The organism is Brachybacterium fresconis (genome assembly GCF_017876515.1).
Lineage (GTDB): Bacteria > Actinomycetota > Actinomycetes > Actinomycetales > Dermabacteraceae > Brachybacterium > Brachybacterium fresconis.
In genome coordinates this window covers 3,229,127-3,249,266 of record NZ_JAGIOC010000001.1, presented here as the reverse complement: position 1 = coordinate 3,249,266, position 20,140 = coordinate 3,229,127, and the positions used below count along the sequence as shown (strand labels likewise).

The 20,140-nt window shown below is 72.5% G+C and carries 17 protein-coding genes; 13 read left to right on the top strand and 4 right to left on the bottom strand.

Annotation, left to right across the window (positions count from 1 at the left end):
• Positions 1-32: 32 nt before the first annotated feature.
• Together JOF44_RS14460 and JOF44_RS14455 are read right to left on the bottom strand one after the other, a co-directional pair.
• Entirely contained in the window at positions 33-575 is a 543-nt protein-coding gene (locus JOF44_RS14460; protein ID WP_209892834.1) for a dihydrofolate reductase family protein, read from the bottom strand.
• On the bottom strand, positions 572-1,510 hold the full coding sequence (locus tag JOF44_RS14455) for a helix-turn-helix domain-containing protein (RefSeq protein ID WP_209892830.1): 939 nt from the start codon (positions 1,508-1,510) through the stop codon (positions 572-574). Before JOF44_RS14455 ends, JOF44_RS14460 begins: the two co-directional genes overlap by 4 nt.
• 76 nt (positions 1,511-1,586) lie before the next feature.
• Here JOF44_RS14455 and upp point away from each other — a divergent pair, with 76 nt between their 5' ends.
• The 8 genes from upp to JOF44_RS14415 all read left to right on the top strand — a co-directional run bounded on the left by upp (position 1,587) and on the right by JOF44_RS14415 (position 9,116).
• Positions 1,587-2,225, top strand: a complete 639-nt coding sequence (gene upp, locus JOF44_RS14450) for a uracil phosphoribosyltransferase (RefSeq protein WP_076809881.1) — start codon at positions 1,587-1,589, stop codon at positions 2,223-2,225.
• Positions 2,226-2,601: 376 nt separating this feature from the next.
• On the top strand, positions 2,602-2,904 hold the full coding sequence (locus JOF44_RS14445; RefSeq protein ID WP_209892827.1) for an urease subunit gamma: 303 nt from the start codon (positions 2,602-2,604) through the stop codon (positions 2,902-2,904).
• A 12-nt stretch (positions 2,905-2,916) separates the two neighbouring features.
• Complete coding sequence (locus JOF44_RS20805; protein ID WP_245348961.1) at positions 2,917-3,495, top strand: urease subunit beta; 579 nt, start codon at positions 2,917-2,919, stop codon at positions 3,493-3,495.
• Positions 3,488-5,197 carry an urease subunit alpha gene (locus tag JOF44_RS14435; RefSeq protein ID WP_209892824.1) on the top strand — a complete coding sequence of 570 codons (1,710 nt, stop codon included), beginning with the start codon at positions 3,488-3,490 and terminating at the stop codon, positions 5,195-5,197. Before JOF44_RS20805 ends, JOF44_RS14435 begins: the two co-directional genes overlap by 8 nt.
• Before the next feature lie 2 nt (positions 5,198-5,199).
• Positions 5,200-5,925, top strand: a complete 726-nt coding sequence (locus tag JOF44_RS14430; RefSeq protein WP_245348960.1) for an urease accessory protein UreF — start codon at positions 5,200-5,202, stop codon at positions 5,923-5,925.
• Complete coding sequence (locus tag JOF44_RS14425) at positions 5,900-6,823, top strand: urease accessory protein UreD (protein ID WP_209892821.1); 924 nt, start codon at positions 5,900-5,902, stop codon at positions 6,821-6,823. The genes JOF44_RS14430 and JOF44_RS14425 overlap by 26 nt, the downstream gene beginning before the upstream one ends.
• A gap of 114 nt (positions 6,824-6,937) precedes the next feature.
• Positions 6,938-7,723 carry an urease accessory protein UreG gene (gene ureG, locus JOF44_RS14420; RefSeq protein WP_209892818.1) on the top strand — a complete coding sequence of 262 codons (786 nt, stop codon included), beginning with the start codon at positions 6,938-6,940 and terminating at the stop codon, positions 7,721-7,723.
• Between the two features lie 628 nt (positions 7,724-8,351).
• Positions 8,352-9,116, top strand: coding sequence for a winged helix-turn-helix domain-containing protein (locus JOF44_RS14415; RefSeq protein WP_209892815.1), 765 nt, complete (start codon positions 8,352-8,354; stop codon positions 9,114-9,116).
• A gap of 791 nt (positions 9,117-9,907) precedes the next feature.
• On the opposite strand, the gene JOF44_RS14410 is transcribed toward JOF44_RS14415, so the two are convergent.
• Complete coding sequence (locus tag JOF44_RS14410; protein ID WP_209892812.1) at positions 9,908-10,663, bottom strand: protein phosphatase 2C domain-containing protein; 756 nt, start codon at positions 10,661-10,663, stop codon at positions 9,908-9,910.
• Positions 10,664-10,796: 133 nt separating this feature from the next.
• On the opposite strand from JOF44_RS14410, the gene JOF44_RS14405 reads away from it, so the two are divergent.
• The 5 genes from JOF44_RS14405 (at position 10,797) to JOF44_RS14385 (ending at position 18,345) form a co-directional block, all read left to right on the top strand.
• Positions 10,797-12,593: a MinD/ParA family ATP-binding protein gene (locus tag JOF44_RS14405; RefSeq protein WP_209892809.1), complete on the top strand. Its 1,797-nt coding sequence runs from the start codon at positions 10,797-10,799 to the stop codon at positions 12,591-12,593.
• Positions 12,594-12,665: 72 nt separating this feature from the next.
• Complete coding sequence (locus tag JOF44_RS14400; RefSeq protein WP_209892806.1) at positions 12,666-15,767, top strand: DEAD/DEAH box helicase; 3,102 nt, start codon at positions 12,666-12,668, stop codon at positions 15,765-15,767.
• A gap of 19 nt (positions 15,768-15,786) precedes the next feature.
• On the top strand, positions 15,787-16,548 hold the full coding sequence (locus JOF44_RS14395) for an SWIM zinc finger family protein (protein ID WP_209892803.1): 762 nt from the start codon (positions 15,787-15,789) through the stop codon (positions 16,546-16,548).
• A gap of 9 nt (positions 16,549-16,557) precedes the next feature.
• A complete protein-coding gene (locus tag JOF44_RS14390; protein WP_209892800.1) occupies positions 16,558-16,695 on the top strand; it encodes a hypothetical protein in 138 nt (45 codons plus the stop codon).
• A 105-nt stretch (positions 16,696-16,800) separates the two neighbouring features.
• A complete protein-coding gene (locus tag JOF44_RS14385; protein WP_209892797.1) occupies positions 16,801-18,345 on the top strand; it encodes a serine hydrolase domain-containing protein in 1,545 nt (514 codons plus the stop codon).
• 188 nt (positions 18,346-18,533) lie between these two features.
• Here JOF44_RS14385 and JOF44_RS14380 read toward each other — a convergent pair whose 3' ends face one another.
• The gene (locus JOF44_RS14380; protein ID WP_209892795.1) at positions 18,534-20,021 is read right to left on the bottom strand and encodes a serine/threonine protein kinase; all 1,488 of its coding nucleotides are present in this window, start codon (positions 20,019-20,021) and stop codon (positions 18,534-18,536) included.
• Between the last annotated feature and the right edge of the window lie 119 nt (positions 20,022-20,140).

Here is a 20,140-nt window from a genome sequence, read left to right as displayed (position 1 = left end):
GGGTCATTGTGGCGTGTCCACGGCGGAGGCGTTCAGTCCCGCTCCCCCACCACGCGGTAGCGCGCCTCGAGCAGCGCCCCGTTGGTCCCGTGATCCTGCAGCTCGAGGTCAAAGCGCCCGCCGAGCAGGGGCTTGCCGGCCCCGAGCGTCACCGGTGCGATCGACACGAAGATCTCATCGAGCATGCCCGCCCGGGCGAACTCCGCAGCCAGGTCGCCGCCGCCGACGATCCAGATGTCCATCCCGTCGGCCGCGGCCTCGAGGGAGGCGCGGTGCTGCGCAGGAGATCCCGAGAGCGAGGTGATGTCCTCGGCCGTGGACGCGAGGGAGCGGTGGGTGAACACGAACGAGGGCTGGGTGAAGACCCAGGCGCCGTCGACGGTCTCGGAGTGGTCGAGGACCCACTGGTAGGTGGTGCGCCCCACGACGACGGCACCGATGTCGGAGATGAAGTCGTCGTAGGGAAGGATGCCGTCGGTCCCGGTGGGCTGGGACAGCAGCCAGTCCAGGCTGTCGTGCTCGTCGGCGAGGAACCCGTCGAGGGTGGTCGCGGTGAAGTAGCGGTAGGCGGTCATGGCTGGTCTCCTGTACGTCGTCGGTGCCAGAGGATCGGGTCGGGGTCGAGGGCCGGGTGGGCGAGGTCCGCGCCGGCATCGGCCAGCATCCACCGCAGGCTCTGGCGGCGGTGGGCGGAGAAGGTGAGCTCGTGGGCCACGATCTGGCCGATCAGGAAGCTCTCGGGCGGATCGCACAGCGCATCGATGACCCGGTCCTGCCAGGCGCCGCGGCTCCGGATCTCTCGCATCAGGGCGAGCCAGCGGGCGCCGGTGCGGGCGTGGCGCTCGCGCAGGGCAGCAGGATCGGAGGGCCCGCCGAGGTCCGGCTCCTCCTCCCCCGCGACGGCCGCCAGCCACGGCTCTCTGCTGAGCACGAGGTGGCGGAGGGTCTGGGCGATGGTCTCCTCGGACCCGTCGAAGAACCGGGGGCGGTGACCGGGCAGCCGCACCCGGTCGAGCTCCTCGGCGGACAGCTCCTGCGTCACGGCCAGCAGGGCCTCGATGTCCTCGAGATCGTGCTCGACCATCAGCAGCGTCACGTCCCCGGAGGAGACCTCGCTCGTCCCGTCGGCCGCGAGGTACAGCACCGTCGGCGAGTGGAAGTGCAGGCCGTTGGGGGCCGGCAGCCAGTGCCCTCGCTCCACCGCGGGCGGGAGCCGCGAGGGTGCGCAGCCGAAGGCGCGATGGAAGGCACGGGAGAAGCCATCGACCGAGTCGTAGCCGGCCTCGAGGGCGGCGTCGGTCACGGCGGTGCCGCGCTGGAGGCGCCAGGCGGCCTGCTCGAGCAGCACCCGTCGGCGGATCATCGACGGGGACTCCCCGGCGCCCGCCCGGACGGTGCGCTGGAAGTAGAAAGGGGAGAGGTGAGCGCCGGAGGCCATGGCCTCGAGCGAGCCGTCGCCCTCCTCGAGGACGGCATCGAGGAGACGGCGCAGAGGATCGGTGTCGCGCATGGTGCAAGTATCCGCACAGCGGCGAGGTCCCTGCCCGACCGATCTTGCGCACTTCGTATCCGGTAGATTCACCCCTATGCGCGTCCTGGAGATCGACCACCCCCTCGTTGCCCACAAGCTGTCGGTGCTGCGCAATCGCGCCACCCATTCCTCGGTGTTCCGCCAGCTCGCCGATGAGCTCGTGACCCTGCTGGCCTACGAGGCGACCCGCAACGTCGCCGTCGCTCCGGTGCAGATCGAGACCCCGGTGACCACGATGACCGGCACCCGGCTGACCAACCCCAAGCCGATGGTGGTGCCGATCCTGCGCGCCGGCCTCGGCATGCTCGACGGCCTCACCCGGCTGCTGCCGACCGCGGAGGTCGGCTTCCTGGGCATGGTCCGCAACGACGAGACCCTCGAGGTCACCACCTACGCGAACCGTCTGCCGGACGACCTCTCCGGCCGCCAGTGCTTCGTGCTCGACCCGATGCTCGCCACCGGGCACACCCTCATCGCCTCCTGCGAGTACCTCCATGAGCGCGGCGCCCGCGACATCACCTGCGTGACCCTGCTGGCCGCCCCGGAGGGACTGAAGGCCCTGGACGAGCAGTTGGATCCGGCGGTCGACCTGACCGTCGTCACCGCCTCCATCGACGAGAAGCTCGACGAGAACGGCTACATCGTGCCCGGCCTCGGCGACGCCGGCGACCGGCTGTTCGGCGTCGTCGACTGATCGACGTGCTGCGAGCTCGCGAGCGGCAGGAGATCAGTCAGCAAGCAGAGCCTGATCGACGTGCTGCGAGCTCGCGAGCGGCAGAGACCAGGCCGAGGCCGGCGCCTGGAGCTCCTGCGCCCTTCCGCTCCCGCGATCGCCGTCCACGACGTCGCCCGGCTGCAGCGGGCATCGTCGAGTACTGGCAGCATGGCGGACACGGTGCCTATATGGGCAGGGCGCCCGCTATATCGCCCGTACCCGACCAGGCACCCCCGCCCCACCCCTCATCACCGGCACACCTGCCCGACCCCGGCTCGCCGATGCACCTCGGATTGACCCCGTCGCGGCGACGGGAGACTATGAGGTCCTTGTCGCCGCGAGGGTGGAGGGTCGGATGTTTCTGAGCATGCACGAGCAGGAACGGCTCATGGTCCACATGGCCGGCAAGCTGGCGCTCGAGCGCAAGGAGCGCGGCCTCACGCTCAACCTCCCCGAGGCCACGGCCCTGATCACGTCCTACCTGCTCGAGGGCGCCCGGGACGGCCAGTCGGTCGCAGACCTGATGGAGGGCGGCCGCTACGTGCTGGGCCGTGACGACGTCATGGAAGGCGTCCCCGAGATGCTCGCCCAGGTGCAGGTCGAAGCGACCTTCCCCGATGGGACGAAGCTCGTCACGGTCACCGACCCGGTGCAGTGAGGCAGGAGAGCCATGAGCAACGAGAAGCCCCCGCAGGATCCGGCCGCCGCCCCCGAGATGGAGGCCAACCCCTTCGACAACCCGCAGCTGACGCCGGACGACCCGGACACGGCGAGCACCGCGGCCCACACCTCGGATGATCCCGGGCGCGAGTACGAGCAGACCCCCACCCCGGGTGCCTCCGGCGTCGGTGCCCCCAGCGAGCCGCGCCGCGCGGGGACCAGCGCCCGCCAGGCCCCTCGACGCACCACCGACGACATCGTGGATCAGCGGGCCCCGGTGATCCCCGGCGAGGTCCTGCTGGCCGACGGCCCGGTCCGGATCAACGAGGGCGCCACCGCGATCTCCCTGCGGGTCGTCAACACCGCCGACCGACCGATCCAGGTCGGCTCCCACTTCCACTTCGCCGAGGTCAATCCCGCGCTGGACGTCGACCGCTCCGCCGCCTGGGGCAAGCGCCTGAACATCGTCTCCGGCGGCTCCGTGCGCTTCGAGCCCGGGGCCGACGAGGACGTGGAGCTGATCGACTATCGCGGAGCCCGCATCGCGCGGGGCTTCCGCGGGGAAAGCGGAGGACCGCTCGATGCCTGAGATCCCTCGTGCCGAGTACGTCGCCAGCTACGGCCCGACGACCGGAGACCGCATCCGCCTGGCGGACACCGACCTCGTCATCCAGGTGGAGGAGGACCAGTACATCGGCGGCGACGAAGCCGTCTTCGGGGGCGGCAAATCGATCCGCGAGTCGATGCTGCAGTCCGCCCGCACCCGCGCCGAGGGCACCCCGGACCTGGTGATCACCGGGGTGGTCATCCTCGATCACTGGGGGATCGTCAAGGCCGACGTCGGCATCCGGGATGGGAGGTTCTGCGGGATCGGCAAGGCCGGCAACCCCGATGTGATGGACGGGGTCGACGAGTCCCTCGTGATCGGTCCCTCCACCGAGGTGATGGCCGGCAACGGCATGATCATGACCGCCGGGGCGATCGACACCCACGTCCACTACGTCACCCCCGACCAGCTGAAGGTGGGCCTGAACGCCGGCGTCACCACCGTGATCGGCGGCGGCACCGGCCCGGCCGAGGGGTCCAAGGCGGCCCTGGCCACCCCGGGCGCCTGGTGGCTGGAGAAGATGTTCCAGGGGCTGGACCCCTGGCCGGTGAACTTCATGTTCCTGGGCCGCGGCAACGCCATGAACGACGAGGCGCTGCTGGAGCAGGTCCGCGCCGGGATGGGCGGCTTCAAGATCCACGAGGACTGGGGCGCGACCCCCGCCGTGATCGACAAGACGCTGCAGATCGCCGACGCCACCGGCGTGCAGGTCGCCATCCACTCCGACACCCTCAACGAGGCCGGCTTCGTCGAGGACATGCTGAAGGCGGTCGACGGGCGGACCTTCCACGCCTTCCACACCGAGGGCGCCGGCGGCGGCCACGCCCCGGACATCATCAAGGTCGCCTCCGAGCGCAACGTGCTGCCGGCCTCGACCAACCCCACGCGTCCGTACACGGTCAACACCGTCGACGAGCACCTGGACATGGTGATGGTCGCCCATCACCTCAACCCCCAGATCCCCAACGACCTCTCCTTCGCCCAGTCCCGGGTGCGCGCCGGCACGATCGCCGCGGAGGACGTGCTGCAGGACATGGGGGCGCTGTCGATCATGAGCTCGGACTCGCTCGCGATGGGCCGCATCGGCGAGACGATCATGCGCACCTGGCAGACGGCCCACCAGATGAAGCGGGTGCGCGGACTGGCCGACGGCGACTCCGCAGCCGACAACCACCGCGCGCGCCGCTACGTCGCCAAGTACACGATCGCTCCGGCGGTCGCGCACGGGATCGACCGGCACGTCGGCTCGATCGAGGTGGGCAAGCTGGCCGACTTCGTGCTGTGGCAGCCCTCGCTGTTCGGCGTGCGCCCTTCGGCCGTGTTCAAGGGCGGGATGGCGGCGGTCGCCGCGATCGGCGACCCGAACGCCTCGATCCCCACCCCGCAGCCCGTGCACGGGCGGCTCGGCTTCAACGCCCACACCAAGGCGGCCGGGGCCACGAGCCTCGCCTTCGTCTCCGAACTGGCGATGGACAGCGGCGTCGTCGAGCGGATGGGCGTGGACCACGAGATCGTGCCGATCACCTCGACCCGGAAGGTCACCAAGGACGATCTTCCGCTGAACACCGCCCGGCCGAAGATCGAGGTGGACCCCGACACCTACGCGGTGCGGATCAACGGGGAGCTGATCGAGCACGAACCGGCTGAGTTCGTGCCCATGGCGCAGCGGTACTTCCTGTTCTGACGATGCTCGCGCCCCCGCCCTCCGACATCACCCGCTCCGCGGCCCTGCTGCTGCTCGGCGACGGCCGCCTGCCCGCCGGCGGCTACGCGCACTCCGCGGGGCTCGAGCAGGCGATCGCCCGCGGCTGGGTCCGCTCCGCGGAGGATCTCGCCGCCTACCTGCGCGGCCGCATCCACACCACCGGCCTGGTCAGCGCCGCCTTCGCCGCGGCGGCCCAGCACCGCACCCGCACGGCGATGGACGACGAGGACCTCGCTGCCCTCGGCCCCGCGCTGGCGGAGCTGGACCGCGAGCTGGTCGCACGCACCCCCTCGCCCGCCCTGCGCCGGATCGCCCGGGACCTGGGCCGGATGCTGCTGCGGGCGATGCGCTCGATCACGCCCGCGCAGGGCCCCGTGCTCGAGGCCGCCGGTCCCGTGCTCCAACAGCCGATCGCCTACGGCGTCGTGGCCGCCTCCCTCGGGCTCGACGCCCGCGACGCCGCCGGGCTCGTGCTGTACGAGGCCGCGGCCACCCCCGCGGTCGCCGCCGTGAAGCTGATGAGCATCGACCCGTTCGCCACCCACCGCTGCCTGGCGGAGCTGGCCGAGGAGCTCGACGAGCTGGCCGCGACCGCCACGACCTTCGCGGCCCGCAGCCCCCACGAGCTACCCGCGCTCACCGCGCCCCTGTCCGATATCGCCGCCGAGCTGCATGTGCACCATGACCAGCGTCTCTTCGCCTCCTGACGCGCTGGCGGGTCCGCCGGAGTCGCCGGAGCTTCCCGATTTCGCGCAGACCGAGCCCTCCCGGCAGCGGCGGCGCACCCGGCGCGGCGCGTTCCTGTGCCACGCGGTGATCTCCACCGAGCTGCGCCGCGGGCGCACGGCCATCTCCCGGCTGCGTGCCGACACCCCGCTGTCGCCCCGCCCCACGATCGCCAGCGGTGAGGAGCCCTTCGTCCGCGGGGGCGACGCCGCCCGCATCCGGATGTCGGCGAGCGCGGCCGGGCCCGTCGGCGGAGACACCTACCTGCTGGACATCCACGTCCGCGAAGGATCCACGCTGGTGCTCCGCGATGTCGGCGCGACCCTGGTGCTGCCCGGCCCGCACGGTGAGCAGTCGCGGTGGGTCACGCGGGTGCGGGTCGAGGACGGCGCCACCTGCATCTGGCTGCCCGAACCGGTGATCGCCGCCGCGAACTGCCACCACCACCATGTGATCGACGCCCAGCTCGCCCCACGGGCCCGGCTGCTGTACCGGGAGGAGCTCGTGCTGGGACGCCATCGGGAGGCCCCCGGTTCGCTGTCCGCCCATCTCGCCGTGCGGCGCGAGGGGGACCCGACCCTCGTCCAGCAGCTCGACCTCGGCCCGGACGCCCGCGGCGCCGGGGCCGCCAGCGTGTTCGGCCCTCATCGGGCGCTCGGCAACATCGTCGTGGTCGACCCCGACGGGGCCCCGGGACCCGAGGCCGCCGCACCGGACGCCGCCAGCGCCGTGATGCGCCAGGACCCGTCGACCGTGCAGGTCAGCGCCGTCGGCGAGGACGCCCCGGCGCTGCGCGGCCGGCTCGACGCCGCGATGAGCCTGTTCGGCGAACCCTGGGCCGCCGCCGGTCCCCGGGAGTGGTCCGCCGTCCCCCGATGACCTGCCTCGTCCGCCTCCCCGGGCCCCGACCCGCATCCGCCCCGCCTCGACCCCGCCCCATCTCGCATCCACGCCACCCCGTTCCACCTCGCACCCGTTCCACCAGGAGGAATCATGACCGCACAGACCACCTCGCAGCCCCGTCGCGCCCTGCGCCTGGGGGTCGCCGGACCCGTCGGCACCGGGAAGAGCTCGACCATCGCGAACCTCTGCCGGGCCCTGGCCGAGGAGTTCCGGATCGGCGTGATCACCAATGACATCTACACCGACGAGGACGCCCGCTTCCTGCGCTCCGAGGGGGTGCTGCCCGGCGAGCGGATCCGTGCGGTCGAGACCGGGGCCTGCCCGCACACCGCGATCCGTGACGACGTCACCATGAACCTGCTGGCCGTCGAGGATCTCGAGCGGGACTTCGATCCGCTGGACATCGTGCTGGTCGAATCCGGCGGCGACAACCTCACCGCGACCTTCGCCCCCTCCCTGGTCGACGCCCAGCTGTTCGTGCTGGACGTGGCCGGCGGCGGAGACGTCGCCCGCAAGGGCGGCCCCGGCATCGGCCGGGCAGACCTGCTGGTCATCAACAAGATCGACCTGGCGCCCTACGTGGACGTGGACGTCGAGCAGATGCTCGCCGACGCCTCGCAGGCCCGGGAGGGACGAGCGGTGGTGGGGGTCTCGCGCAAGCAGCCCGAGACCGTCGAGACCCTCGCCCGGTGGGTGCGCGAGATGCATGCCGCCTTCCTCGGCGGCGGACATACCCCGCAGGACCCCGGCCCCATGGCCCCCCACTTCCACGCCGACGACAGCGAGGAGGGCGGGTACGTCCACACTCATGGCGACGGTGACGCCGCCACCGCCGACGGGTCGACAGCCGGCGCCGTCGCGGGCCACCGCCACTGACCCGGCCATGAGCGAGCAGCCCCCCGCGGAGCAGGGATGGCAGGCCCAGGGGATCGACCTCTCCCCCAACCGCGATCGCGCGGGCGCGAGCGGCCGCCCGCTCCCGCAGGCTCGAGGGCTCCGCGCACTTCACGGCCCGCGACCTCGGCGGCCGGGATCCGGAAGGGCGGCCCTATGACCTGGTCACGGCGGAGAAGCTCCACCGGGAGGCCACGGACCCCGCCGGGGAGCAGGGGCACCTCGAGGACTCCCTGCTGGTTCTGCGCCGGCTCCGCTGACCTGCGCCGTATCGGAATGTGAACACGCTCTTGCCGCTCCGCGCGAGAACGGGCATGCTCTGGGACATGACTTCGATCGCCACGCGCTGCCAGACCACCCGCCGGGTGGTCCGCTCCGCGATGCGCGCGATGATGTCCATGATGATGATGCCGATGATGCATCGTCAGCCGAGCCTCTGAGCGCTCCAGACACCTCCGGGGTCGGCTGACAGGAGCCGGCCAGTAGGCGCGGGCTCCAGGTGCTACCGGGAGCACACCCCTGATCACGATCCGCCAGCAGGCGTCGATCCCAGGGATCCCGGGTCCACCAGCCGCCGCGCAGCTCGCGCCGCCCCTCGGAGAACATCATCATGACCATCGCCCTGGATCGCCCCACCTCTGCCCAGCACACCGCCCCGACCCGCAGCCTGCACCGTGCCGGCGGCACCGCCGCTCGCCCCCAGGCCGCGGAGGAGGGCGTGACCATCACGGTGTCCGTCACCCTCCCCTCCGGCACCGGTGACGTCGAGGCCGCCCTGATCGCCGACGACCTGCGCACCCATGCGCAGCGCCTGACGGCGACGCGCGACGGCCGCACCACCGTCGGGGTCTCCCACCCCTCCGCCTTCGCCGCCGCCCGCTCCACCCGCTCCACCGCCCGCACGCTGCCGCCGCGCGGCCAGGGCTCGGCGGCGGTCAGCCCGCTGCGTCCCCGCGGTGCCGGGGTCGTCTCCCCGAACTCCCCGGCCCGCAAGGATGCCGAGACCGCCCGACGTCGGGCGCTGCGGGCCACCGCTGTCAGTCCCTCCAGCCCCGCGGTCGCCACCGAGGACAGTCTGGTCATCGATCTGTTCGGCCGCCGCGTGCGGATCGACGGGCAGGACGTGGACCTGACCTACAAGGAGTTCGAGCTGCTCGCGGAGCTGGCCCGCAACGCGCGCCGGACCATCTCCCGCGATCAGCTCATGACCTCGGTGTGGGCCGAGGCCCCGGAGGACACCGGTGAGCGCACGGTCGACGTCCACGTGCGCCGTGTGCGCACCAAGCTGGCCCGGTACCGTCGCCTGATCTCCACCGTCCGGGGTGCCGGATACCGCCTGGACCCCGGCAGCGACGTCGCGATCATCGAGAGCTGAAGGGAGCTCGCGGGCCGACCCCGCCTACGGCGCGTCCTGCCGATCCAGCAGGATGCCCCCGCCGTCCCGGGCGACGTCCCGCCCCGCGATGAGCAGGAAGGGTCGGTCCGGCCCGAGGGTGGTGCGGCCGCGGCCAGCAGCTCGGGGCGAGGGGTCAGGGTGACGTCCATCGCGTCATCGTCGCGGGCCGGGCGTCGCGGACCGGGCCCGGACACGAACCCGGCCCGGAAAAGGACGAGCGGCCCGGAGCTCTCAACCGACAACGTCGGGGGCTCACGGACCGCTCGTCAGGCCTGTCGTCCGTCAGGGGTGGGTGCGGGCGAACAGGCTGGACGGGCTGCCAAAGTGGGGGAACCTGGCGTGTTGCCCGTCCGGCCGCTCCCCATGAGGGGGGTCTTGGGAAGCGACACATCTCTTAAGTTTTCATCGAACTCGTCGTTCAGCCGGGACTCTACCAGCCCGATCCGAGGACGGCGCCCCCGATCGTTGCACATCATCCCTGCGTCGGGGAGATCCCGGCCCGGAAGACCGACAGCCACCCGTCGCGACGACGCGTTGCTTCGGAGTCTAGGCCTTCTCCGCCCACATGTAAACGCGCAGAGTCTCCATGTTTTCGCAGGTGACATGCAGGAAAGACGATGACCCGCGGACGGGCCCCCGGTCCGGACCCTCCGTCATGGAACGGCAAAAACCGATGGCGACGGGCAGATCTGCCGGCGCTCCCCCGGTCGACCCGGGGCCCGGCGCGACACCCATGGCAATCAGCGGGAACCCAGGATCGGAGCCAGCATTCACCCGCGATCCAGGAAAAATGTGAGGACCGTCGCATCATCATGCATCTTGCGCGGCCGACGGTCGGCGGCGAGCGCCTGCTCACCGTGGCGCAGCGCACGCACCACGCCATCCGGGTCGGCCTCCAGCGCCCCTGCCAACGAGCTGTCGTCGTGCAGTCCGAGCAGGTCGACGGCCCGCGTGACGCCGTCGGAGACCAGATGCGCGGACGCCAGCGAAGCCAGCGGGGTGCTTCCGGCGAGTGCCTGCTCGGCCGCCTGCTCCTCGTGCCGGGCCACCCAGAATCCCCCCGGGGCGTTGCGTCGGGCCTCGACCGCCTCGGCGCTCGGCTCGGCGCGGACCACCTCGTCGATCCGCAGGTCGGTGATCCGGTGGACACGACCGTCGCGGTGGTGGAGCAGCAGGGCGGAGTCGCTCAGCACCAGGTGCTCGAGGTGCTCCTCGCGACGTCGTACGGCGACGACGGTGGCCGAGGGGCTGCCGGCGGTCAGGTCGCATTCCCTCTCGTGGAGACCGCGGACGTCGGCGATCGCTCCGGCCAGCGCATCCCGCAGCGTGGCGGAGGGGTCCTGGGCGCGGGAGAGCAGGCGGGCGGCCAGGGTGTGGGAGAACCAGGCGACGCTGTGGTGACAGCCGGCGCGGAAGCGCTGCGGGAGCCCGGCCCCGTCGAGCATCACGGCCACATCGCCCAGCACCCCGGCCGCGTCCTCGTTCGGCGCGGTCCCGGCGGGGTCGGACAGCAGGAGGGTGTGCACAGCGCCACTGTAGGCCCGGGCAGCAGGCACGGTCGATGAACCCACGGGCCCCGCGCCCGTACAGTGGACACGAACCATGCCGTCCGACCTCCCGGGGCGCGGGCGGGGCCCAGGATCCGGAAGGGAACCATCGATGATCGCGCAGGCGCGGATCACCTCCGACACCACTGCCACCGTGCACCTCGCCGACGAGACCGTCGAGGTCACCGGCGACGATCTGCCGGAGATCAGGGACCGGGTCAAGCAGGTCTTCATCACGGCGGCCCGCAGCGGTCAGGACGCCGTGGACGTGGTGATCGTCGAACCCGATGTGCGACATCACCTGCGCGTCGAGCCCACCGGACGGATCGCCGGTCGCGAGGCCGACGAACGACCGCTGTTCGGCCCGGCGCTCGACGACCCGCTCATCGCCCCGCCGGGCGCCGGGCCGCACGGCGAGGACCTGCCCACCGACGACACCGCCGATCTCAGCTCGATCGATCCCGACGCCCTGGCAGCGCCCGGCTCGGGGCCGACCACCGGAGAGCACGCCGCCGTCCCGGGCGCGACCACCGGGGAGCACGCCGCGATCGTCGACGGCACCACCGGGGAGCTGCCGTCGGTGCCGTCCCATCGGGCCGGTCGCCGCCGCGCCGCCGCGATGCCCCCGTCGAGCGCTCCCGGGGGCACCGGGTCATCCGCCCCCTCGCCTGTCTCTGCGCTGTCGGGCGCGTCCGCGCAGTCCGTGTCGTCGGCGCCGTCGGCGCCGTCGCCCGATATCACGCACTCGGCCTCGTCCGCCGAGCCCGCGCACTCCGCCTCATCGGCGCCGACCGCCGCGTCAGCGCCGTCCGCCGACGTCGCCGCATCGGTGCCATCCGTCGCCTCCGCGTCGTCCGCCTCCTCCGCGTCGTCGGCCTCCTCCGCGTCCTCGGCGCCCACCACACCCGTGCCCTCCCCCGCGACCGCGACCCAGAAGCGCCCGCTGGCCCCGCGCACCGCCGCCCCCGCCGATTCTCGGCCCACCCTGCAGGACCTGCAGAGCTCGACCGCCAAGCCCGAGACGGTGAAGGCCACCCGAGGGTTCCCCGGATTCATCACGCGACTGACCCGCGGGGCGATCTCACCCCGGCCGAACGCGCGAGAGCGCCGCGAGACCGAACGGCTCGAGCGCATCCGTCGGCCGCTCGAGGGGCCGCGCAACATCGCGGTCGTGAACCTCAAGGGCGGCGCCCACAAGACCACCGCCTCCCTGATGATCGCCGCGACCCTCGGCGTGACCCGCGGCGGCAACGTGCTGGCCTGGGACAACAACGAGACCCGCGGGACCCTGGGTTGGCGCGGCGTGCCGACGGACCATCACCGCACCGCGGTCGATCTGCTCGGAGACATCGACCGACTGCGAGCACCGCAGGCGAGCAACGCGGACCTCGACCCGTACGTGCGTCCCCAGGGCGAGATGCGCTTCGACATCCTCGCCTCCGACGAGGACCCGGGCTCGGCCGCCTCGATCGACGACCAGGCCTTCGGGGAGCTCAACGACGCCCTCTCGCGGTTCTACCGGATCAAGGTCATCGACACCGGCAACAACGTGCGCGCCTCGAACTGGCTGGCCGCGGTGAAGAACGCCGATCAGCTGGTCATCGTCTCCACCGTGCGGGAGGACACCTTCAACGCGGCCGCCTGGATGATCGACGAGCTGCGCGCGACGGGCCTCGCCGAGCAGGTCGACCATGCGGTGACGATCCTGTCGCACTCCTCGAAGGGGAAGGTCGACCCGACCCTGCGCAGCCGCCTGCTGGCCCACTTCGGCGCCCACACCCGGGCGGTCACCGAGGTGCCCTACGAGCAGCAGTTCGTCGACGGCTCCCATATGGAGTGGTCGCGGATCGCGCCGGCCACCAAGGAGTCCTGGCTCGACGCGACCTCGCTGATCATCGACGGCCTCTGAGTCTCTGAGGCGTCGTCCACAACCCGTCGGCCGCCCGCGCGATCGTCGGCCCCGAGGCCTAGGCTGGAGCCCATGCCCATCCACCGCCTGAGCCTCGTCGTCGACGACGATCTGGGACCTGCGCTGTGGGTGCGCGAGCAGACCGGGCCCGGGCGCTCCAAGGCCCTCGAGACCCTCGCCGAGCTGCGGCGCGAGGCCCCGGCCGGGATCGCCGACGCCCTGGCCGACGCACCGGACCAGCTGCGCCACCGGATCCGCGTCCCCGGCCGCGACGGGGATCGCCGCGTGCCCGCCCTGCCGCTGTCCGGCCCCTCCCTGACCGCCCTGGTCGGTGCCGCCTGCACCCTGCTCGAGGACCGCTTCGGCGCGGATCTCGCCGAGCAGCTCTCCGCACTGCTGAGCGATGGGGCCGCCGCCCGCCTGGACGGCGATCTGGTCGCGATGCCGGACCTGATCGCCGCGGTGGTGCTCGACCTGCGCGCCCAGGACGTCGTCGACGGCCGCGCGATGCGCGTGCAGGCGCGCGAGCGGTACGGACGCGCCGTCCTCGAATGGCGGGCCCCGGAGCGGGACGCGCCCCGGATGCTGCACGCCCTGGTCGACGGCCGCGCCCGCACCGCCTTCGCCGCGCACCTGCGGGCCGCCGAGACCCCGGAGGCGGACCGCTTCGGCGTGCTGTGGGCGCTCGCGGACGACGGGGAGCTGCGTGCGGACCTGCCCGCCCAGCGCCGGATCACCGCCGCCTTCGACGCCTTCGTCGACTCCGGCCGTCCCGGGGTGCAGCTCGCCTCCACCGACAGCGAGCTGGTGGTGCGCCTGTTCCAGCCGCCCGTCGGCACCGCCTGGCCGCTGCAGACCTGCCTGCGGGAGAAGGACGGCACCGTCCATCCCGTCGCCGACCTGCGGGCGGTCGGCGACCTCACCACCGCGGGAGCCGCCGAGGCCTCCGCCGCCGTGATGCGACTGGCCCCGACGGTGCGCAGCGCCGCGGTCGACGAGACCGGCGTGGACTGGCTGCTGACCACGGCGGAGGCCGGTGAATTCCTCTCCCGCGACACCCCCGCCCTCGAGGACGCCGGGGTCACGGTGCTGCTGCCGCGCGACTGGACCAAGCAGCGCACCACCCTGCGTCCGCAGGAGGCAGAGCAGGAGCGTGACCCGGAGGACCGCGAGAAGAAGGCCTCCGGCGTCGGCCTCGGAGCGATGGCCTCCTTCCGCTGGCGGGTGGCCGTCGGAGACACCGAGCTCACCGAGGAGGAGATGGAGCAGATCCGTCAGGCCCAGAGCGAGCTGGTGCTGCTGCGCGGCCAGTGGGTGCGCCTGGACGCCACCACCCTGCGCGCCGCCGAGCGGTTCCTCGACGCCTTCACCGCCCGCACGCGCGGCCGGCGGATGCGCACCGACCCGGACGGATCCACCCGACCCGCCCCGGGTCCGCGACCGGCCGACGGTGCCGCCCCGGAGCTGCCGCCCGCCCCCGTCGAGGTCTCCGGGCAGGCACCCTGGCTGGAGATCTTCTCCCTGGCCCTGTCCCCGGACGCCCGTGACGTGGACTTCGGGTTCTCCGCCCTGGCCTCCGGCGGTCGCCACGGGCTGGCCCGGCTGCTGCCCGGCGCCGAGGGGGCCTTCCCCCATCCCCAGCCCCGCTCCCTGCAGGCGACCCTGCGCCCCTACCAGCTCGACGGCCTGAACTGGCTGTGGGCCCTGGACCGGATGGGGCTGGGCGGGATCCTCGCCGACGACATGGGGCTCGGAAAGACGATGCAGGTCCTCGCCCTGCTGGCCCGGGAGCGGGAGGGCACCGACTCCTTCGGGCACGAGCAGTCCCAGCTCGAGGTGCCCGACGTCGCGCCCGCCCCGCCACCCGGCTCCCTGGGGCCGACGCTGCTGGTGTGCCCCATGTCCGTCGTCGGCGCCTGGCAGCGGGAGGCCGCGACCTTCGCCCCGGAGCTGGCCGTGCACGTCCACCACGGCGGCACCCGGTTGCGCGATGAGTCCTTCGTGGCCGGAGCGGCGGATCTCGACCTGGTCATCACCACCTACTCGCTGCTGGCCCGGGATCTGCCGGTGCTCTCGGCCGTGGCCTGGCACCGGATCGTGCTGGACGAGGCGCAGCACGTGAAGACGCCGGACACCCAGGTCACCCGCGCCGCCCGGGCGCTGCAGGCCCCGCACCGGCTCGTCCTGACCGGCACCCCGGTGGAGAACAAGCTCGGCGACCTGCACTCCCTCATGGAGGTCGCCAACCCGGGCCTGCTGGGCAGCGCCGGCAGCTTCCGCGACCGGATCGCGACCCCGATCGAGGAGGAGGGCGACAGCGCGGCCCTGACCCGTCTCAAGCTCGTGACCTCTCCGTTCATCCTGCGCCGGGTCAAGACGGACCGCTCGATCATCAAGGACCTGCCGGAGAAGATCGAGCTGTCGCGGGTGGTGAACCTGACCCCCGAGCAGGCCGGGCTCTACCAGGCGCTGGTCGACGAGCTGATGGTCCAGCTCGACGGTGCCGACCAGAAATCCCGGCGGACCCTGGTGGTCTCGACCATCACCCGGCTGAAGCAGGTGTGCAATCATCCCGCCCACTACCTCGGGGACGGCTCGCCGCTGGTGCGCGAGGGTCAGCACCGCTCCGGGAAGCTCGAGCTGGTCGACGACGTGCTGGAGACGGCCTTCGCCGAGGGGGAGAAGGCGATCGCGTTCACGCAGTTCACGACCTTCGGGCACCTGCTGGTCCCTTACTGGCAGGAGCGCTTCGCGCACCTCGGCCTGGACGTCTCGTTCCTGCACGGCGGCGTCTCCAAGCGGGACCGCGATCAGATGGTCGCCGAGTTCCAGTCCCAGCGCGACCGGCCCGGGCTGATGCTGCTGAGCCTGCGCGCCGGCGGCACCGGATTGACGCTGACGGCCGCCAACCACGTCGTCCACCTGGACCGCTGGTGGAACCCGGCGGTGGAGAACCAGGCCACGGACCGTGCCTTCCGCATCGGTCAGCGCCGTGACGTGACCGTGCACAAGCTGGTCAGCGCCGGCACCGTCGAGGAGAAGATCGACACCCTGCTCGAGGACAAGCAGGCCCTCGCGGATCTCACGATCAGCCCCGGGGAGGACTGGCTCTCGCAGCTGGACGACGACCATCTGCTGAATCTGCTGAGCCTTGAAGAGGAGGACGACGGATGAGGAGGACGGTGAGCACGCCATGAGCATCTCGCTGCGCTCGCGCCGCGGCGCGATCGGGAAGAGCTGGCACGCGGCCGCGCTGCGGGATGCCGCCGAGCGGCTGCTCGGGGTGGGGCGCGCCGGCGGCGGGAAGGCCGACGCCCGGGCCGGCCGCGTCCAATGGCTCGACGTGACCGCGGGGATCGCCCGTGGCGACGTGCAGGGCGCCGACGGCGAGCTGCACCGGGCGCGGGTGGACCTGCCTGCCTTCTCCCTGGACGATCGCGGCGAGTTCCTGCGCCTGGCTCGCGCCCGTCCCGAGCTGCCCGCGCGGCTGGCCGGCGGCGAGTACCCCGAGGAGTTCGAGCGGGAGCTGGCCGCGTCCGATCTGTCCCTGCTGCCCCGCGGTGCCTCGGAGCTGTCCCACGACTGCTCCTGCCTGGACTGGCCGGGACCCTGCCGTCACGTCGCCGCCCTGGTGTATGTGCTGGTCGAGGCGGTCGACGACAAGCCCGTCCAGCTGCTGACCCTGCGGGGGCTCACCCTCGAGGACCTGGTCGCCCCGATCGAGACGGCCGCTCCGCAGCGCGCAGAGCCCGGCGAGGACGCGGACGGCGACGGCGCAGGCACGGCCGACGGTCCGGGCGAGGACGCACCGAGGAGCCCGGCACCTGCCCCCTACGATCCCACCCGCACCAGCCCGGAACTGCTGAGCGAGGCGATCGGCGCGGAGCCGGCCCGGATCATCGCGAGGTTCTACGGGTCCGCCGCCGTGGACGGCGAGCCGCCCGATCCGGAGTAGCAGGCGCTCGTGAGCACCGCCGCCGGCGTGAACGCCTTCTACTGGCTGTTCGCCTGGCGGGAGGGAACGTTCAAGAAGGTCCCACGGGTGCTGCTCGCCCTCGCCCTCCTGCTGCTGACGTTCTTCGCCTTCTACGTCGGGCTGTAGGGTGTGCGCGCGGGATTCCTGGGGGTCGGGCTGCTCGACGCCTGAGCCACCCGCCCTCATCGAGCGCGGTGAACCACCGGCGTGCGAGGTTCTAGAGTGGCCTCCATGCCCAGCACTCCTGCCGCTCCCGACGCCCTGCCCGAGTCCGTCCGCGACCAGATCACCAGGCTGTTCGCCGACGCCGTCACCGGTCACCGCACCGCGGGCGTGACCTGGGCCGTCGTCGGCGGTCACGACCACGATCCGGCCGTTCTGGCCCACGGTGCGGCCGGCCATCGAGAGCTCGTCGACGGTGCGCCCGCCCCCGGCAGCGCCCCCATGGACCGGGCCACGATCTCCCGCATCGCCTCGATGACGAAGTCCTTCACCGCCGCGACGCTGCTGGCCCTGCGCGACGAGGGGAAGCTGCAGCTGGACGACCCCATCGCCCGCTACGTCCCCGAGGCCGCCGGCTCCTTCGAGACCGCGGCCGACGACCCCGAGATCACCCTGCGGGAACTGCTGACCATGAGCGCCGGTCTGGTCACGGACAACCCCTGGGGCGACCGCCAGGAGTCCATGACCCGCGAGCAGTTCGCGTCCCTGCTCGACGGTGGGCTCGGCCACGTCCACCGTCCGGACACCGGCTTCGAGTACTCCAACACTGGGTACGCGCTGCTGGGCCGGGCCATCGACGACGTCACGGGCTCGGACTACACCGCGCAGATCCGCTCCCGTTTCCTCGAACCGCTGGGCATGGCCGACACCGCCTTCGACATCGAGGCGCTGGACCACTCGCGGCTGGCCACCGGGCACCGGATCGGCGACCGCAGCGACGCGACCCGTTTCGAGCCGGTGCCGCTGGACCGTCCCGGCGTGTACGGCGCGATGGCCGGGCTGTTCTCCACGGTCGACGACGTCGCCACCTGGATGCGCTTCCTCGCCGCGGCCGACGCTCCGGACTCCGCCGCGCGGGACCAGGCGCTGCTGTCGACCACCTCGCGCCGGGAGATGCAGCAGCTGCGCCGCCACCACCCGCTGCCCGCGCTGCCGGCCGCTGAGGACGGCACCTCCCCCGGCTTCGACCGCATCCGCGGCTACGGCTACGGCCTGGTCATCGAGCACTTCCCGGATCTCGGGGAGGTCGTCTCCCATTCCGGCGGCTACCCCGGCTACGGCTCGTTCATGGTGTGGCACCGCGACAGCGGCGTCGGCGTGGTGGCGCTGGCGAACTCGAAGTACGCCCCGGCCACTCCCCTGTCGATGCAGACGCTGCGGATCCTGCAGCGCGAGGTCCCCGGGCTGCTCGAGCGACCCGAGAAGCAGCCCGCGCCGCGCACCCTCGAGGCGGCGACGGCCGCGCTGACCTGGTTGCGCACGGACGATGACACGGTGGCCGATGCCTGGTTCGCCCACAACATGGACCTCGACACCTCGCGGGAGGAACGCCAGAGGCGCCTGGACACCGCCCTGCGCGCCGCCGGCCTGGACCGCGCAGCACTGGACTACCTGCGTCCCCAGGCTGCGACGGTGATCAGCCCGGCGCAGCTGCGCTGGCGCGTCCCGGGACGCGGTGAGAGCACTCCGTCGCTGCGGATCGACCTGCTGATGGACCCGCGGCGCGAGGCCCTCGTCCAGTCCCTGGACACCACCGCGGTCGCCCCGCGCTGAGCGGCGCGTGGGACTGCGCCTGGGGCAGGGGCGCGGCAGCACCCAGGCAGCGTGGCGCGACAGCACCCAGGCCGGGGCGCGTTCGACCCCGTCATGTGTGTCGCTCTGGCACCCGCTCAGCGGCACAGATGACTGGGTACCACTGAGTAACCAGCGGGAAGCGGCGGTCGGCGCACCTGCGGACGGTGTCAGGCGAAGGCGTAGCCGCTGCCGTCGTCGGCGCGGGAGCAGGAGACGTAGTCACCCTCGGTCGTGAGGGCGATGATGCCCTCGTCCCGTGCAGCGCACTCCTGGCCGGGGGTGACCTCGGCGAAGGCGGCATCGATGCTGCTGACCGCGGCGCCGTCCCCGATGGAAGCGGCCGATGCCCGCGGGAAGAGCGCCAGCAGCGTGATCGCGACGATGACGCCGAGGACCACCGCCGCGCCGACGCCGAGGCCCACGGCGAGCAGGGTGCTCCGATTGCGCGTCCCACCCTGACCGGTGACGGTGCTGGTCGAGGCCTGGGTGGCGGTGTAGTTCTGCGCGGCGCCCTGCTGCGACGGAGCAGGTTGCGGCGACCCCGGCCCGGGATGCGGCGAGCCCTGCATCGGCGCACCCTGCTGCCCGATCCCCGGTGGCGCACCCTGCTGCCCGATCCCCGGTGGTGCCCCCTGCTGCGCCATTCCCTGCGGCGCACCGGGCGCCCCCTGGACCCATTGCGGCCCGGTCTGCGGCGAGGGCGAGCCCGAGGAGAAGCCCTGCTGGACCTGTCCCGCGCGGATCGCCTCCATCGAGGACGAGGCGACCTGGGGCGCGGGCCGCTCGGGTCGTATGGCACCGGGCGCGTTCTCCGGCAGCGGGTCCAAGGTGTCCTGGAACTCGAGCGGGGCGCCGTCGGCGTGGGTCAGCGGGTAGCCCTGCGGCACGCGGGGCAGATCCCGCCGTACCGTGTCGGCGTCCTGGTACCGCTGGTCGGGCTGGGCGGCGACCAGCTTGCGGATCACCGCGGACAGCTTCGGGGTGACTCCGCGCAGGTGCTGGGAGAGCTCATCGGGCCGGAAGGCCCCGTCGTGCAGCGCGATCTTCCCGTTCAGGGCGACCAGGGCCACCACGCCCGCGGCGTAGAGATCGTGGGAGGGGGCCGGCTCCGCCATCGAGAACAGCTCCGGCGCCATGTATCCGGGCGTGCCGTTGACCATGCCGACGTGGGTGAAGCGCACGTCGGTCTCGTGCACGGCGATGCCGAAGTCCGCCAGGCGGGAGACGGGGACCGCCCGCCCGCGCGGCTCGAACATGATGTTGGCGGGCTTCACGTCGCGGTGGATCCACCCCTCGGCGTGCACGTGGGCGAGGCCGTCGAGCAGCTGGTCGAGGATGACCACCACCGCCGGCTCGGCGAGCTTGCCCTTCTTCTTCACGACCGATTCGAGCGTGCCGCCGGAGACCAGCGGCATCGCGATCACGACGTGCTCGTCCTCCGCGCCCCAGCCGTGCGGGGTGAGCAGGTGGGGGTGGTCGAAGCTGACGCCCTTCTCGCGCACGAAGCGCATGAGGTCGGCCGAGTCGCGCTGGCGCAGCACCTTGGCGGCGCACAGCATCTCGGTCTTCGAGTCCCAGGCGCGCCACACGGACCCGGAGCCGCCCTTGGCGATCAGGTCTATGAGGGCGAAGCGCCCGACGATCACATCAGCCATATCCGGCTCAGCATAACGGCCCGTCGGCGAGGAGTTATGCTGGCGAGGAACTCTGTGGACCCGGGAGCGCCCCCGGTTCCTCGTGCCGTGACCGGATGGGGGGGGTTGCCATGGTCGTC

Bases quoted from the DNA above. Each gene is read 5' to 3' on its own strand.
- JOF44_RS14460 (WP_209892834.1), bottom strand. From the start codon at position 575: ATGACCGCCTACCGCTACTTCACCGCGACCACCCTCGACGGGTTCCTC.
- JOF44_RS14455 (WP_209892830.1), bottom strand. From the start codon at position 1,510: ATGCGCGACACCGATCCTCTGCGCCGTCTCCTCGATGCCGTCCTCGAG.
- upp (WP_076809881.1), top strand. From the start codon at position 1,587: ATGCGCGTCCTGGAGATCGACCACCCCCTCGTTGCCCACAAGCTGTCG.
- JOF44_RS14445 (WP_209892827.1), top strand. From the start codon at position 2,602: ATGTTTCTGAGCATGCACGAGCAGGAACGGCTCATGGTCCACATGGCC.
- JOF44_RS20805 (WP_245348961.1), top strand. From the start codon at position 2,917: ATGAGCAACGAGAAGCCCCCGCAGGATCCGGCCGCCGCCCCCGAGATG.
- JOF44_RS14435 (WP_209892824.1), top strand. From the start codon at position 3,488: ATGCCTGAGATCCCTCGTGCCGAGTACGTCGCCAGCTACGGCCCGACG.
- JOF44_RS14430 (WP_245348960.1), top strand. From the start codon at position 5,200: ATGCTCGCGCCCCCGCCCTCCGACATCACCCGCTCCGCGGCCCTGCTG.
- JOF44_RS14425 (WP_209892821.1), top strand. From the start codon at position 5,900: ATGACCAGCGTCTCTTCGCCTCCTGACGCGCTGGCGGGTCCGCCGGAG.
- ureG (WP_209892818.1), top strand. From the start codon at position 6,938: ATGACCGCACAGACCACCTCGCAGCCCCGTCGCGCCCTGCGCCTGGGG.
- JOF44_RS14415 (WP_209892815.1), top strand. From the start codon at position 8,352: ATGACCATCGCCCTGGATCGCCCCACCTCTGCCCAGCACACCGCCCCG.
- JOF44_RS14405 (WP_209892809.1), top strand. From the start codon at position 10,797: ATGATCGCGCAGGCGCGGATCACCTCCGACACCACTGCCACCGTGCAC.
- JOF44_RS14400 (WP_209892806.1), top strand. From the start codon at position 12,666: ATGCCCATCCACCGCCTGAGCCTCGTCGTCGACGACGATCTGGGACCT.
- JOF44_RS14395 (WP_209892803.1), top strand. From the start codon at position 15,787: ATGAGCATCTCGCTGCGCTCGCGCCGCGGCGCGATCGGGAAGAGCTGG.
- JOF44_RS14385 (WP_209892797.1), top strand. From the start codon at position 16,801: ATGCCCAGCACTCCTGCCGCTCCCGACGCCCTGCCCGAGTCCGTCCGC.
- JOF44_RS14380 (WP_209892795.1), bottom strand. From the start codon at position 20,021: ATGGCTGATGTGATCGTCGGGCGCTTCGCCCTCATAGACCTGATCGCC.